At 60.9% G+C, this 15397-nt stretch carries 15 protein-coding genes and 1 pseudogene; 14 read left to right on the top strand and 2 right to left on the bottom strand.

Annotated features, from left to right (window positions below; all coding sequences use genetic code 11):
* The first annotated feature begins 34 nt into the window (after positions 1-34).
* Complete coding sequence (locus NK8_RS42380) at positions 35-949, top strand: hypothetical protein (RefSeq protein WP_213234601.1); 915 nt, start codon at positions 35-37, stop codon at positions 947-949.
* A gap of 9 nt (positions 950-958) precedes the next feature.
* A complete protein-coding gene (locus NK8_RS42375; RefSeq protein WP_213234600.1) occupies positions 959-2254 on the top strand; it encodes a VWA-like domain-containing protein in 1296 nt (431 codons plus the stop codon).
* On the opposite strand, the gene NK8_RS42370 is transcribed toward NK8_RS42375, so the two are convergent.
* Complete coding sequence (locus NK8_RS42370) at positions 2251-2799, bottom strand: hypothetical protein (RefSeq protein ID WP_225936699.1); 549 nt, start codon at positions 2797-2799, stop codon at positions 2251-2253. The genes NK8_RS42375 and NK8_RS42370 overlap by 4 nt on opposite strands.
* A gap of 35 nt (positions 2800-2834) precedes the next feature.
* Positions 2835-3292 (bottom strand): annotated as a pseudogene (locus NK8_RS42365) (zinc-finger-containing protein).
* A gap of 405 nt (positions 3293-3697) precedes the next feature.
* On the opposite strand from NK8_RS42365, the gene NK8_RS42360 reads away from it, so the two are divergent.
* The 12 genes from NK8_RS42360 (at position 3698) to NK8_RS42305 (ending at position 15395) form a co-directional block, all read left to right on the top strand.
* Entirely contained in the window at positions 3698-4747 is a 1050-nt protein-coding gene (locus NK8_RS42360; protein ID WP_213234599.1) for a CpaF family protein, read from the top strand.
* A gap of 12 nt (positions 4748-4759) precedes the next feature.
* On the top strand, positions 4760-5113 hold the full coding sequence (locus NK8_RS42355; RefSeq protein WP_035967777.1) for a hypothetical protein: 354 nt from the start codon (positions 4760-4762) through the stop codon (positions 5111-5113).
* Position 5114: 1 nt separating this feature from the next.
* On the top strand, positions 5115-5423 hold the full coding sequence (locus NK8_RS42350; RefSeq protein ID WP_213234598.1) for a VirB3 family type IV secretion system protein: 309 nt from the start codon (positions 5115-5117) through the stop codon (positions 5421-5423).
* On the top strand, positions 5417-7879 hold the full coding sequence (locus tag NK8_RS42345; protein WP_213234597.1) for a VirB4 family type IV secretion system protein: 2463 nt from the start codon (positions 5417-5419) through the stop codon (positions 7877-7879). The genes NK8_RS42350 and NK8_RS42345 overlap by 7 nt, the downstream gene beginning before the upstream one ends.
* Before the next feature lie 23 nt (positions 7880-7902).
* Positions 7903-8670, top strand: coding sequence for a type VI secretion protein (locus NK8_RS42340; RefSeq protein WP_213234596.1), 768 nt, complete (start codon positions 7903-7905; stop codon positions 8668-8670).
* A 62-nt stretch (positions 8671-8732) separates the two neighbouring features.
* Positions 8733-9689: a type IV secretion system protein gene (locus NK8_RS42335; protein WP_225936698.1), complete on the top strand. Its 957-nt coding sequence runs from the start codon at positions 8733-8735 to the stop codon at positions 9687-9689.
* Positions 9686-11044, top strand: coding sequence for a TraI domain-containing protein (locus NK8_RS42330; RefSeq protein WP_213234594.1), 1359 nt, complete (start codon positions 9686-9688; stop codon positions 11042-11044). Before NK8_RS42335 ends, NK8_RS42330 begins: the two co-directional genes overlap by 4 nt.
* Positions 11041-12912, top strand: a complete 1872-nt coding sequence (gene traD / locus NK8_RS42325) for a conjugative transfer system coupling protein TraD (protein ID WP_213234593.1) — start codon at positions 11041-11043, stop codon at positions 12910-12912. The genes NK8_RS42330 and traD overlap by 4 nt, the downstream gene beginning before the upstream one ends.
* 11 nt (positions 12913-12923) lie before the next feature.
* On the top strand, positions 12924-13442 hold the full coding sequence (locus tag NK8_RS42320; RefSeq protein WP_213234592.1) for a hypothetical protein: 519 nt from the start codon (positions 12924-12926) through the stop codon (positions 13440-13442).
* Positions 13399-13653: a hypothetical protein gene (locus tag NK8_RS42315; RefSeq protein ID WP_213234591.1), complete on the top strand. Its 255-nt coding sequence runs from the start codon at positions 13399-13401 to the stop codon at positions 13651-13653. The genes NK8_RS42320 and NK8_RS42315 overlap by 44 nt, the downstream gene beginning before the upstream one ends.
* Positions 13646-14260 carry a DUF4400 domain-containing protein gene (locus tag NK8_RS42310; protein ID WP_213234590.1) on the top strand — a complete coding sequence of 205 codons (615 nt, stop codon included), beginning with the start codon at positions 13646-13648 and terminating at the stop codon, positions 14258-14260. Before NK8_RS42315 ends, NK8_RS42310 begins: the two co-directional genes overlap by 8 nt.
* A gap of 298 nt (positions 14261-14558) precedes the next feature.
* Positions 14559-15395, top strand: a complete 837-nt coding sequence (locus NK8_RS42305; RefSeq protein ID WP_213234589.1) for an ATPase — start codon at positions 14559-14561, stop codon at positions 15393-15395.
* Positions 15396-15397 lie beyond the last annotated feature (2 nt).

Genomic DNA, 15397 nt, shown 5'->3' with positions numbered 1-15397 from the left:
TGCTTCATCCATTCCATTTCTACGAGGTTTTCTCATGGACATCACTTCCATCCAATCGAAGGTCATGCTCTGCTCCGTCACGATTTCCACCTGGGTTGCTCGTCGTTTCGACGGCAAGGTGACGCAGGAAGTCGAAAGCAAGCACCACGCGAAGGGCATTGGCAGATTCAACAAACGCCTTTTGCCCGAGCACGCGCCGAGCTTCGCGGAAGTCGTGACGCTCGCCGGGCGCATCCGCTCGTACTTCTACGACCACACGCTGAAGTACGACCAGTTGGGCGTGCGGCTGCTGCCGACGATGGTCTACATGGACTTCGCCGAAAAGATGCGCTCGTTGAAAGACGAGTTCGACTTGGCGGTCTCCGTGTTCTTGACCGACTACCTGAACCTGAAGGAGGCGGCTCGCGAAGAACTGAATGGGCTGTTCAACGAGGCGGACTATCCGACCCTCGCTGAGCTGACCACGAAGTTCGGCGTGAAGATGGCCGTTCTGCCGTTTCCCGACGCGAGCCAGTTCGGCGTCGAGCTTCCGGCGAACGTGCTCAACACGCTCAAGAGCGAACTGGACCAGCACGTTCTGGCCTCGATCGCGACCGCGAACGAGGACCTGGTGCGGCGTCTGTACGAAGCCGTGTCGCAGATGGCCAATCGGCTGTACGCGACCGGCAACGTCCGACTGGACGTCGCCAACAACGTGCGGGAACTCTGCGCCTTGCTGCCGAAGCTGAACTTCGCGAACGACCCGCAGCTCACGCACATCCTCGAGCAGGCCAAGACGCATCTGGCTGTGCACACGGGAGCGGAACTGAAGGACTCGCGCGTGCTTCGTTCTCAGGTGGCCAGCAAGGCACAGGAGATCGAAGGGCTGATGGCCGCGTTCATGGGCATGCAGCCCGAGCCGATGGAAGTTGAATCGGCGCACGCAAGCCAACTGCGCCTCGTCGCGTAAGGGGACGTCATGGACCGCAATGATGTGGTGTTGGGCAATAGCGCGGTCCATCCGCGCATTGCCCGGCAGCGGACCGAGCTCGTTCTTTCGCAACCGTTCTTCGGGGCGCTCGCGCTCCGATTGAACGTCCGAGAGGATCCGTCGACCAAGACGTTTTGGGTCGACGGCGAGACGTTGGGCTACAACCCAACGTATATGGAAACGCTCAGCGACCTCGAAGTACGGGGTGTCGTCGCCCACGAGGTGCTGCACGTGGCCAATGGCCACTGCTGGCGCCAGGGGGCGCGCGATCCCGACCGATGGAACGATGCCTGCGACTACGCGATCAACCCGATCGTGCTGTCGTCGGGGATGGTTCTGCCGAAAGGGGCGCTCGTCGATCCGCGCTATACGGGCAAGTCGGCGGAGGAGATCTACGGTTTGCTGACGCAGGAGGCGAAGGAAAAGCAGCAACGGCCTTCGCAGCAGCATCAACAGCAGCCGCAGAACCAGCAGCAGCCGCAGCGGCCGCAGCCGAGTCCGCAAGATCCGCAGCAGCCGAACGGCAAGCAGGCTCCGAAGCCCGGTGGCCAGAACGGCACCGCGCCGGGGCAGGCGCCCGCCGATCAGCAAGCGAAACCCGGCTCATTCGGTGAAGTGCGGCCCTACAAAGGGCCGGACAAGCCGGTAAAGGAGGCGGAGTGGAAGGTTGCCGTCACGCAAGCCGCGAAAGCGGCCGCGATGCGCGGCAAGCTCCCCGGTGATCTGCAGGCGATGGCGGGCGAAGCGGTGCGGCCCGTCGTGGACTGGCGATCTGTGCTGCATCGCTTCGCGCAGCAGTCGTCGCCGTCGGACTACAGCTTCGCGACGCCGAATCGGCGGTATCTGCATCTCGGCTTCTATTTGCCGTCGTTGCATACACCGGCGATCGGCGATGCGGTCTTCGTGCGTGACTCCAGCGGTTCGGTGTTCGACGAGACGCAGGCGCAGTTCGACGCGGAGATCCTCGCGGTTTTCCACTCGTTGAAGCCCGCGCGCCTGGTCGTGATGGATTGCGACACGCGCGTCACGCAGGTGCAGATCTTCGAGCGAGGCGACTCGCCGGAGATCAAGCCTGTGCGTGGTGGCGGCGGAACGGCGTTCGTCGACCCGTTCAACCGGGTCGCGGACGACGGCATGAACCCCGCCTTTCTGGTCTATCTGACAGATATGGTGGGGCGCTTTCCGACCGTCGCGCCGCACTACCCGGTGCTGTGGGCATCGACGACCCCTCTGACGCGCGCTCGCAAGGCGCCGTTTGGCGAGACGATGGAGGTGATTTGTTAGAACCCGGCATCGGCCGGGCATTCCCTGAAGAACGAAAGCCCGGCATGCCGGGCTTTTTTTTCGTCCGCGCGCGGCGTTCGGGCGCGGCGTTTTTGCAGCGGCTGGTATGCCTCGCCGCCTTTGAACCTCTCCAAACGGTCGCTCGCGGTAGTCAACGCGCCGAGCGTTGCGCTATGCAGTTGCCGGTCGTACATGCTGACGATCGCCGCCAGCAGCGCAAAGGCTGACTCGGCCGGCACCTGCCACGTTCCGGTCTTCCGGCCACCGTCGAACACATCGGCCATTGCCCGGTCTGCCGCGAGCAGCGACTCGTGCGAAAAATCACCGTGGCCAGCCTCACTGAGGAACTTGCCGAGCAACACGACTTCGGTGATGTGCTGCGCGGGGCCGATGTGGTCGCAGGCGCCGCGGATCGCTTCCAACGACAGGTGGGCACGAAGCGCGAGGTCATCGGCGACGGCACGTGGGATAGGGAGTAGTTGCGCCTTGGTCAGGCGCGCACGAGCCGCTTGAGCGGAGCGCTGGAAGGGAAAGGTGCGAGACATAGCAACCGTTTGATTGACTGCCCGTGTTAACGATCTTACCACGCCGGTTCTGAAGGGCTAGCGGTGCGAGCGCGCTGGAAATGCTCGACGACAGCGATCGCACGCTCGCATTGGTCCGCGCCGAGCGTATGGATCGAGCACTTCTCCGCATCCGCCCCGATTTCGGCGGCCAGCCATTTCATTGCTTTGGCGCGCGCCTCAAACACATTGCAGCCGTCGCGCCGGACCTTCGCGGCAACCAACGGTTCGAGCGCCGCATGGAGCGTCGACTTTAGGTCGCGCAGCCGGGCGTCGGCGAGACGGCCTAGCGGTACGTGGCGGGTGCTGCGGGAAAAACGCCGGCCCACGCCTGGCAGTCCGCGCAAAGCCACAACGGACCGTGATCGTCGCGGTAAGGGTAGGCATCGTCACCGGCGTGCACGAGCGTCGCGGGCGTGCTGCAATAGTCACAATTGGGGTGGGGCAGAGGCTTAACTAGTTTTCCGGCGCGCATCGCCGAGAATCTGGAGGGGGCGGGAACACCCAAGATAGCAGCGTATCTGTCACCAGTTCCAAGGATCAAACTGTCGGATTCGCGTGCTGCTCACGTACCGGCCATCAATTAGCACCTGGTTAGCAGCTACGTCCCGGTGCCTTTAACCCGAAAGCTATATCTTTTTATGCGTCATTTCCCAAAACGGCTGCTATCCGGATAGCGTCAGTGGCCTCTCTCAACCAAGACGCCATCCGCTACCTTGGTCGCAGATGGTGCCAGGATCGTGGGTATCGCCCGAGCGCTGCTCTGCCTGAGCGGATGGACCGCTGCGAAAGCCGCTCAATTTGAGGCCTCTTTCGGTGCCTGCGCACGTCCGCCAACACCAACAATAGCCGACATGTTAGATAGCCCACAAAGCATCGCATGTCCGAGTCCGCCGACAACCAACTCCTGAAGCTGCGCCCCCTCGAAGCGGAAGCCGTGCGCATGTTCTTCCATGCGCTTTCGCCGCTGCGCGAGCTGCTCGAATCGCCCGACCTCGCGGAAATCATGATTAACGATTACCGCAACGTCTGGGTGGAGCGTCGTGGCGTGATGACGCGCGAGAACATTGACCTGCGCCCTGAACAGCTCGAAGGCGCGATCCACTCGCTCGCGTCGTCCGTCGAAAAGTCGGCAAAGGCGGGAAGCGACAAAGGCATCATCAACGCGGGCCACCAAAACTTGCGTATCGCGGCGGTCATGAGCCCGACGTCGATCGACGGCCACGCACTGAGCATCCGGAAGCACCGCGAGTCGAAACTCACGCTGTCGGACTACGTGAACATGGGGGCGTTTTCGGCGGCCAATGCCCGGCCCGAATACGCGGAAGCCATTCACTTTGAGGACGGCATCGAGGACGAAGCGCTCATGCGCGCGCTCGTCGCGCTTGTCCAATCGCGCAAGAACGTGCTCGTCGCGGGCGGCACGTCGGCGGGCAAGACGACGTTCCTCAATGCGCTGATCGAACAGATTCCTTCGGACCAACGCGTGATCTCCATCGAGGACACGATGGAGCTGAAGCTGCACGTGCCCAACCGCGTGCGGCTGCTCTCGAATGCAGACACGAATGTGACGACGCAGCTGCTCGTCGCGCTCTGCCTGCGCTTTCGCCCCGACCGCATCATCGTTGGCGAAGTGCGCGGCGGGGAAGCCTACGACCTGCTGCAGGCGCTCAACACTGGCCACGACGGCGGCCTCGCGTCCATCCACGCGAACAACGGGCGCACGGCGTTGAGCCGCCTTGAATCGCTCGCCATGCTCGGTATCCCGACCGGATCGCGGTGGGAGCTGGAAGACATGCGCAAAAACATCGCTGACTGCTTCAACTACGTCGTGCATTTCAAGCGCACCGGCGAGATGCGGCACGTCTCCGAAATCCTCGAAATCCGGGGATTCAAAAACAACGATTACGACCTACAACGCGTTTTTTAACGGGAGCATCAAATGAAGGGCAAGAAGGTACTCAACAGAGCCGCGACGGTGGCGAAGCGTCTGCGTCCGGGCAAGTCCATGCTGGTTGGCGCGCTTTTGAGCGTCGTGTCGGTGGCCGCTATGGCAGCGGGGGATTTTTCCAACCTGACAGGCCTGACGGACATCATCTGCACGATCAGCAACCTAATCAGCGGCCCGTACTTGTACGGCATCGGCATCGTGCTGATCACGCTCGGCGGCGTCGCGGTGGCGAACTCGGAAAGCAATATCGCCAAGACGTTCTCGGTGGTGCTCGTCGGCCTCGGCATTGCATCGGTCGCCGTGCCGATCATGCAGAGCCACTTCCACATGGCCAACGCCTGCTGATATGCGCCAGCACAAGGTTAGTCGAGGCCTCTCATTGCCGCGCCAGATGGGCGGGGCAGACCGGGGACTCGCCATTTTCAACGGGACGATGACGGCGCTGCTCACCTACACGAGCTGGAGCCCGGCGTTCCTCCTCGTTGGCGTGGTGGTGCATGTGTTCTTGCGCTGGAAAAGCTCGACTGACCCGTGGTGGCGAATCGTGATGCTCGTGTACAACCGCTACCCGGACGTCTATGAGCCGGGACCGAGCAGCCGTTTTAGCGCGCGCTTCAAGCGCCCGTATGGGTTTGATCAGGACCTGCAATGCTGAAAATGATGTTCACCAAGCGCGCGGTGCAGGAGATCGCGCCGTGGGCCACGATGGTCACGCCGGAATTGGTGCTCAATAAGGACGGGTCGCTGCTGACCGTGTTCGAGTTCGAAGGCATCGACGCTGATTCGCCCAATCCCGGCGACATCACGGCCGCCCGCGACAATCTCGACCACGCATGCCGCAACTTCGACCACCGGATCACCGCGTGGTGGCGCATGTCGCACCGGCGCGTGCGCGGTGGCATGGACGGCACGTTCGCGTCGGAGGCCGATGCGCGCGTCGACGCGATCAATCAAGCAATTATCGGCAGCGGCAAGTACTTCAAGAACTCGCACTCGCTCGCGCTGGCGTTCACGCCTGAAACCGGCATCTCGCGGATCTTCGACAAGATCAGCTATCACATGACGGTCGGCGGCAAGAACCTGGCTGTGGCGATGTTCGAAGCCGCGAAAGACACGATTCTCGCGCGAAGCGCCTTCGCGTTCGACCTGACCAAGATCCAGAACGAGATCAAGCGCTTTGAATCGGTGATCGACGGCTTTGTCGGCGGCGTTACTCGCCTCAAGATGAAGCGGCTTCAGCTTCAGAACGTGCTGTCGTTCCTGCATCAGCGTGCGAATCCGTCGACGCCCAAGCGTCGCGTGCGCTACCCGGTCACGATGCTTGATACCCACCTGACCGAGACGGAAGTCACGATCGGCGCGACCGAGCTGATGTTTGAATCGGCGCACGGCAAGGTGTACGCCCGAATCATCGGCATCAAGGAGTGGATGGGCTTTCAGGAGGCGGCGCTCGACGTCCTCTCGCAGGTTGACGCGGAATTGGACGTCTGTGTGATGTTCCGATTCCTCGACACATCGCGAGCGAGCGCCTACATCAAGAAGATTCGAGGGTTCTATAAAGTCGCTGCGTTCAATCCGGTCGCGATCCTGAAGCAGTGGGCAACGAAGGAAGAGCAGAAAAACGACGAAGGCCGTGAGATTCTCGCGAAGGAAGCGGGCGACGCGTTGGCGAAGCTCGACGCGGAAGGCCAACAATACGGCTTCGCGAACATTTCGGTGGTCGTGTATGGCAGCACGCCCGAGGAGTGCGAGGACGCGACGCGTCAGGTGGTCGGCGTCATCGGCAACGCCGGCTTCGGTGTAATTCTCGAAAAGACGAACCTGTTCGCCTCGTGGAGCGCGACGTTGCCGGGCCGATGGGACCAGCAAAGACGCCTGCAGTTCGTTGAGACGCCCGCCGTCTCCGACATCGCCCCGCTATGCAGCGTAGGCGAGGGCTCCAAGGTGAACGAATGGCTGACGCAGCAGTCTGGTACGAAAACCGGCCCGCTGACGTGTCTGCCCACCCGCCATCGTACGCTCCAGTATTTCGACTTGCACCATCCGGGCGGCAAGGCGCACACGCTGGTCGTCGGCCCGATCGGCGCCGGTAAGTCGGTGTTCCTGAACTACCTGATGACGCAGACCGGGCGGCACGGCGCACGGCGTATCCGTTTCGACAAGGACCGCTCGACGCGCATTCCCACGTTGCTCGCTGGTGGCCGGTTCATCGACGCGACGGGACGTTTTGAAGCGGCGACCTCGGTCAATCCACTTTCGCTGATCGCCGAAGAGAAGCACTGGTCCTACGTCGCGGACTGGGTGCAACTCGCCATCGAGGGCGAGGACTACACCTGCACGCCGCAGCAGCAGACCGAGATTTACGAGCGCATCCGGACGCTCGCGCTCGGCTTTCCGCCGGAGAAGTGGCGTCTTTCGGGGCTGATCACGCTGCTGCCGGCCGATTTGCGCGAGCGCCTTCAGGTCTGGACCGAGGGCAACAAGAACGGCAAATTCTTCGACCACGCGGAAGACGGCTTCGCTATCTCGGACGACTTGTCGATCGAGATGGGCGACCTGTTTCAGAATTTCCCGGTGGCCGCAGCCTTGTTCATGGACTACGCGTTCTACCGGATCGCGCAAATCCTCGACGGCAAGCGGTACACGGTGATTGAGATCGAAGAGGCAGGCTTCTTCTTCACCTACCCGAAGTTTTACGCGCGCCTCGAAATCTGGGCGGTGACGATCCGAAAGCTCAACGCAACGCTGCTGATGGCCACGCAGTCGCTTGGCCAGGTAGCTCGCGTGCCGAACTTCGAGATTCTGAAGGAGAACATCCCGAACATCATCTACCTGCCGAACAGCGACGCGATCAACAACCAAGGGCTGTACAGCGACGTGTTCGGTCTGACGCAGCACCAGATCAAGATGATTTCCGACGCGGTGCCCAACCGCGACTACCTGTGGGTGACGGCCAAGCAGAGCCGGATGCTGCAGGCGCAGTTCCCGAAGGAGGCACTTGCCTACCTGCGCTCGGACGGTCGCGCGCAGGCGCTCCTCGATAAGCACGTGAAGTCAGGCAGCCCGCACTGGCGGGAGGACTACGTGCGCGACGTGCTCGTCAACGCTTGAACGCATTAAATAAAGGTATCGCCATGATGAAAAAACTGCTCCGCTGCGTCGCAGCCACCGGCGTTCTGACGCTGGGATTCGTGCAACACGCCAACGCGAACATGCCGGTGTTCGACGCGTCGAACTTCATTCAGAACACGATGACGGCGGCGGCCGCCGTGAAGGGTGAGGTTTATCAGGACTCGAACCTGGTGTACCAGTACCAAATGATGCTCAACCAGTTGAAGCAGGCGACCAACCTGAATCCTGCGGCGATGCTGGCGCAGTTCAACAGCATCACGAGCGATATTTCGAGCCTGACAAAATACACGGATGCGCTCAAGGACCTGTATGGCGGCCTGCAAAACAATGCGGAATACGCAAGCAAAGTTCAGGCACTTATCACGCAGTCGGGCAAGACGCCGGAACAGTGGTTCACGGACCAGAACACGCTGCTCCAGAACAACGACAAGACGGCCAAGCAACTCTTCCAGCAGGGCAACGACGTAATCTCGCACGTGAGCACGCTCGCCAAGCGCCGGCAGGAAATTCAGGATCAGCTGAATATGTCGCCGACGATGGAAGCGACGGCACAGTTGACCACGCACATGCTGGACATAATCTCCAGTCAGAACAGCGACCTTCTGACGATGATGGCAGCTAAGCAGCGAAGCGATGCCGTGAAGGATTCGGCGACGGTCGTAGATCAGCAGGCGAGCAATGCGGCGCAAGCGTCTCTCAAAGCTAAGCAGGACCAGCAGCGCGCTGCCTTCGACGCTCAAATCGGGTCGTCAAAAGTATTGGGGCAGTGATGGCACATTCATCAATGGTCACGCTGAGGACAGTTGTCCTGCTCCTGGTTACGATCGTCGCCATGGTGATCTTCCAGACTGGCGCGTTCGCGCAAGCGGCTGATGCCTCGGCGGGTTCTGCGACGGCCGCTGGCGCGGCGGCGCTCGCCAGTCCGGATGGCGACTTCGGAAAGGGCGCACAGACGGCAGTCACGCAGATAGATTCGCTAGTAGGCAATTTGATACCCAACGCGATCACCGCAAGTTCGGGCGTGATGGACGAGGCGAACAAGTTCGCCTGGGGCTTGGGCGTCATCTCGCTGGTCCTCCTGGGCATTCGATTCGCCGGTACCCACCACCCCATTTCTGCCTGGGTCAATCTATTCGAAGAGGTCGCTGTACTTGGCATCTTCGTCGCGCTTTACCTCGGCTACACGTCGAGTGCGAGCGGTTTCTGGACATGGTTTAAGGATCTGGCGGCACATATCAGTGGCGCGTCGGATTCCTCGACGGGTGGCCAGATGGCGCATCTGGCAGGCGTCATCTTTGACGGGCTAAAGGAAAAGTTGAAGTCAATTAGGATTTTGAACATTCCGGCGGTCTTGTCTGATGCGGCGGTCATGTTGCTCGCCGCATTCTTCATGTGCTTGGCGGCGATCGTCTTCATCTACTACTCGGCAGTGGGCCAGATCCAATCAGCTATCGGGATCGTGCTGGGGCCAATTGCGATCGCTCTCGCTTTCTCGTCCTACACCCGCAACTACTTTGTTAAGTGGCTGGATTGGATGATTAGCGCCGGAATGTATGTCGTCGTCGTTGCGATCTTGATGAAGCTCGTCGGATCGTCAATCGGCGACGCGGTGTCGAAGGCGTCTGGCGTTGGTGGGGCAACAACGGTGAATGCGATGTACGTCTTCAATTTGGCGATATTCATCCTTTTGTTGTCGCTCGAGATTCCGAAGCTTGCGGCGATCTTTGGCGGCGGCGCAAGCGCAACCGGCACTGCGGCGCTGAAGCTGGCAAAGGGCTTCATTCCATGATCGCCGCACACGAAGCAATCCTCGCCGAGGACCTATTCGCTACGCACCTGAAGCGCATTGAGCTTGTTCGTCAATGCGCTAACGAGAGCACTGAGACGGAATTCGCGCGTAAGTGGCTTGCAGTGTTACGCCGCTGCGCGAATTGGTTTTCGTCTATGCCGCTGACGCCCGAGTTGCATTGCGAGCCGGGCGGTGCATTCCGCGCGACGATTGAATCGACCTTCTATGCAATGCGGCTTGCGGGTGGGCAGAAGTTCGCGGCTGACCTCACGTCTGATAAGCGTCGCCGGTTGGAGCCTCAATACAACTACGCGGTCTTCTTGGCCGCTGCGTGCTCGCTGTTGGACGAGCCGTTTCGTCACTTCGAGATGGTGCGGCTTTCCGACCGCACGAAATGGAACCCGGCGGCGCACGGGGCGTTTGGCACGTGGATCGGGGCCGGTCAGTTCGCGGTTGAGCGGCGTGTGACGCCACTGAAGAACGAGCGCATGCGCACCGCCATGTTCGCCCAGACCGTCATCTCTCCCGAGCTGCTCTCCGGGTTCGACACAGCGGTGCTGGACGACCTCTTCAACGCGATCAATCCGGAGCGCAGCCCCCAAGGCTTCGAGCCGCTCGTCCACAAGGTCGTGCGCCAGGCGATGGACGTTGCAGTGGATTTCGAGCGCAAGGCACAGCGCGCCGTGTTCGCGCCGGTGAAGTATGACGTTCCCTCAGCCGTGCACGTAGCGCTCGCCCTGGAGCCGCAGTTCGTCGCGTCGCCCGCCCCGGCCAGTGTCGATCCGTCGGTGGACCCGGTACAGTCGAGCGCCACGACGGCGTCTGTACCCCCGGTGACTACCTCAGAGCCGCAGTCGGCCGTTGTTGGAGCAACGGCCGACTCCGAGCACGCGAGCGCCTCTGCGCCCAAGTTCTCTCAGTCGTTGCTCGATGCGTTGGAGCGCAGCGAAGCACAGGCCGCAGGTGCGGCTGCGCCTGAGCCCTCGACCGGCCCGAGCGCGCCAGCGTCGCGTCCGGCGCCGGTCGACCCCGCCGCAGCGCGTCCTGCGAGGTCCAATGCAAACAGGGTCGGGCCGTCTGACGAAGAATTGACGGAACTTCTGGGCCCCGGCGCTGCAATGCTGAAAGAGTTTTTCAAAGCTCTTGCTGGCGACGTCGCGACCGGAAAGGCGGAAGTGACGTGGGAAGAGAAGGGCCTGGCCGTCAAGAAGCGGCTCGTGGGCGGATACGGCATCACGAGCGATACCCTTGTCGAACAACTCAAGAAGCGCAGTCTCCTCATGCGCGCACACGGCAATGACATCTGCATTGTCGAGCGCGCCGGCCGTCTCATCGTGGAGCGACCCGCGGCATGAACTACGTCAATCACTTCCGTCCGATTTACGAATTTCGACCGTTTCTCGTCTGGCCCATCGTCATCGTTGGCATCTTGGTCTCGGGGATGCCCTACGGCTGGGCGTTCGCGTTAGCCGGCGCGGCCCTGCTGTCGATCCGTGCGCTCCAGATATGGAAGGCACTGAGCTTTCGTATGGCCATCTCAACGAAATGGCTGAGCAAGATTCGCATCGAGAAGCTTCTCGCCACGCAGAACGCGATGCGGAAAAGAGCGGACTCGATGTATCTGGGCATCGGATACGAGTGGACGCAGAAACATACGCAGATTGCCCACGAAATCCTGCGGATGCCCGTAACCGATATTCCGTCGTTGCCCAAGTGGCTGCCGAAAACCGAGATTGGCCGGACGGTGGAGGAGCGCATCGAGCGACTATTCGGCCCGCGCGACAGCATTCGCGATCGCATGCCGCAGGGTTCGTCGTGGATCCACGGAATGGAACAGAAGAAGGTCGAGGTGCCGTTTCACTATAAGGCCATGGGCGGACACACGCTGGTGGCGGGCACGACTGGCGCGGGAAAGACCCGCACCTACGAAGTCATCTCCACGCAGGTGATCCACAACCCCAAGGACGTCTTGATCATCGTCGACCCCAAGAACGATGATGAGTGGAAAAAGCGCGTGGAGAAGGAATGCGAGCGCACCGGGCGCAAATTCCTGTACTTCAATCAGGCGAAGCCGCACGAGTCGATCCGCCTGAACCCGCTAGAAAACTGGTCGCAGCCGTCGGAAATCCCGTCGCGCATCGCGCAGTTGATGGAAGAAGGCCAGTTCCGTGACTTCGCGTTTCTCTTCATCGACCGCGCCGTGAAAGGCGAGCTGTATGTGGGCGACAAGCCAAATTTGCGCTCCATTCTCAAATACGCACAGTCAGGGATTGGCAATCTGCTCGACCGTGGGCTGCGACGATTTTTTATCGAAAACGGCCTGACAGATTGGGAAGAACTGACCGTCACCGCGACAGTAAAAGACGCGCAGCGCCGCAACGACGCCTCGCTGATTGACGGGATGGTGAAGTTGTATCTCGACCGCTTTGCCGCTCACGACCGGGGGCACGAGACGATCGATGGGTTGATCGCCACGCACACCCACGACCGCGAGCACTACATGAAGATCATCGCGTCGGCCTTGCCGCTCCTACAGATGCTAGCGACCGGGGAAACCGGCCTCATGCTCGCGCCGAAAGCGGACGACTTCGAGGACGAGCGCGAGATTTGGGATATCGACAAGATCATCAAGCAGAAGGCGGTCCTGTACATGGGGCTCGATTCGCTATCGAACAACATCGTCCAGAAGGCGATCGCATCCATGGCATTGTCGGACGTCGCGGCAGTGTGCGGGGCTATCTATAACTTCTATGCCGAGAAGCCCGACGTCGTGCTCATCATCGACGAGATCGCAGAGGCGATCAACGAGCAGGTGATACAGATTCTGAACAAAGGCCGCGGTGCGGGATTTAAGGCGTTCGTCGCGTTCCAGGCGCGTGCCGACCTCGAAGCGAAACTCGGAAATGCAGCGAAAATGCTGCAGGTTTTGGGTAACCTCAATAATCAGGTGGTGCTTAGACTAGAGGACTCAGATACAGCAAAGTGGTTCTCGGACAAAGTCGGCGAGACCGCGATTCGGGTAGTCAACGTGTCCAACAGCACGAATACCACGACTGAGGCGCATGCGCTCGAATTCAGCGGGTCACAGTCCCGGTCCATTCAGTTGGAGAAGGTGCCGCTCATTCCCGTGAAGCTACTTCACAGCTTGCCGAATTTGCAGTACTTCATGCGCATCTCGGGCGGTGCCGTGTATCAGGGTCGCATTCCTATCATCGAAGGCTAAAACACAAGATTATGTCCGCTGCATATAAAAACATCATTCGCGATCACAAGCTCTCGCACAGGCTGGTTGCGGTCTTCAATGTCGCACCGGAGCTGGAGCTCGCGTGCTCGCGCGTGGCCGACTTCATCGGGGAGCGGTTTATGGGAGACAAAGGGCCGCTGGCCGCGGAGATGATCGAGTCAGCGCTAGATGGTTTCAGGCGCGCGAAGCGCACTGGTGACCAGCACATCGCGTTCATGCAAGGCTTGTTCGAGCCGTCGAAATCGCTGTACGCTCGCCGTCTTGTCGCGCGGTTTGGCGACAAGGTTTCCGTGTGGTGCCCAATGGTCGAGGCGATCCCCGCGTTCGAAGCGCGCCATTTCGAGTACCAGTTTGAAATGGTCGATGAGCGTTGTCCGGACGAGATCACCGAGCGCACTGCGGCGTTCCAGCTCGCCGCACGCGTGCTTCAAGGGGAAGCTTTCCGCCGTTACTTCGAGGAATACGATGTCGCTCACCGTTTCGATCATAGCGAAGCTCTCGGGAGTTGAGCCGCGCACGGCCCAGCGGGCGCGCGACACTGCTGCGGCATTCGACGGCGATGTGAACGCGGCCGTGCCTGAGGAATTCACTCACGGTGCCGGCGCCCGGTGCTACGCGTTGGCAACGATCGCCGAATTTCGACCGGCGCTGTTTTGGGGCGGACTGATGGCGCTAGTGGCGGTGCCTGCCCTCATGCTGCTCAGGGTGCTGCATGGCTAGTCGGTTCGGTTCGCACATCAAGGTGTGGTTTCTGCTCGTGCCGGTGCTAGCCATCGCGGTCATGCCGGCCATCCCGGAGCGCAAGCTATTCGAGGTGCCGGAAGCGGAAACACATTCTCTAGTTGAGTCGGTGGGGCAGGACCGTGTCGACCGCGCCATGCGCAGCGCCAACGAAGAGTTCCGCCGTGCATTTGTCGATAGCGGGCTGCTTCACCGCACGCTGAATGCCTCCGGAAAGGTAGGCGGCTTGGACGACGGCGGGTTCTCGTCGTTCGCGCATACGTGGACCGAGAACTTCTGGCTGCTGGTGTACCGGATGTTATTCCGCGCGATGGTGATGAAGATGTGGATCGTCGGGACGCTGCTTTTTGCGATCGGCATGTTCATCGACGGTGCGGCGCGCAGGAAGATCAAAGCGTCGGCTGCGGGCTTCGTGAGTCCGCTGTCTTTCCATCTGGCCGGGCACGGGTTGCTGATTGTGACCGGGACGCTGTTCGCGGTGCTGGTGGTTCCGTTGCCGGTCTTGGTCGGCTACTGGGTTGCCGTCGCCGCGCTCCTCGGAGGTCTTCTCTGGAAGGCAGCCGAGTCTTTTCAGTCGTCGAGATAGGAAAAGAAATCGCGCGACGCCTCAAAAGCTCACGAAAAACCGCTTCATTCCTCAAAAGCAACGCTATCCGGATAGCGTTGCTTTTGCTTTTTCTGGTCCGTCCGCATTGCCGCCGTCCCCAGCTGCCCGCCCACGCGCGCGCCGGTCAATCGGGTCAAAGGCGCTTCAAATAGTCACCGTTTCGACCTTCCGCTGGCTGCAGGCGCCGCAACAATGCTAAATACGGGCAACGCGCTTCGCTTGCCTAATCCCCCAAGATGAAACGGGACCCATGCGGTCCAGACAGGAGAAATGGCGAATGAGCACGGTTGTCGAACCCGGCAGTGAAGAGAAAGTGGCGCTGAGCGCGCTTGAACAAGGTACGGCCGAGCCGCCACTCACGACCGACGGCGCGGACGACGGCGAACTCGAGCGCGAACTGACGCAGATGGAGGCCGACGCAGACCGCCTCCAAAAAGAAGGCGTGATCTCCACCGACGACGCCGAAATGAAGCGAGCGGAAGTCGCCAAGACGCGCAAGCTGTTTCGCGACCTTCCGGCAGCGGAACGTATTTCCATCATCAAGCGCCGCCGTGAGATTGGCCGTCAGTTGCTGGACCGCCAGCTTTCCGGTGCGGCAGTCGTGACCGCCCGCGTGCGTTTGAACCATACGCGTCTGAAGCCGCTGTTCGAACAATGGTGGCCGTACATCAACCGCATGAGCATCAACATGCAGCGTTTCGGCCGCTCGACGTTCGGCGAGAACGACAAGGAAGTGGTCAACAGCGCGCTCGAAAAGCTGCTCGGGGGTATCGAGAGCTACGTTGACGAGCAACTGCGCGTCGCCGAAGGCTTCCGCCAGCAAAAGGAAGCGGAGCTTCGGGCGAACAAGGAATTTGTGTTCGAGCCTACGATCCCGATGCCCGCGATGGACATCGAAGTCGAGGCCTACTCGCGCTTTTCGATGCGCGTGCTGGGCGTCATCATGAAGTTCGACCGGGCGATGGATCACTTCGACTTCATGGTCTGGAACGGCCTTCGCGACCAGTCGGACGTTGACGATGAAGCCGTCAACTTCCTCAAGCGCTTCAACCCGCTTGGCATTCGCGGGTACATGACGCACCTGAAGCTGATGACGACGGTCCGCGGCAACTAAGG

Source organism: Caballeronia sp. NK8 (genome assembly GCF_018408855.1).
GTDB lineage: Bacteria > Pseudomonadota > Gammaproteobacteria > Burkholderiales > Burkholderiaceae > Caballeronia.
The sequence above is the reverse complement of the archived record's forward strand: the minus strand, read 5'-3'. Positions and strand labels throughout refer to the sequence as shown.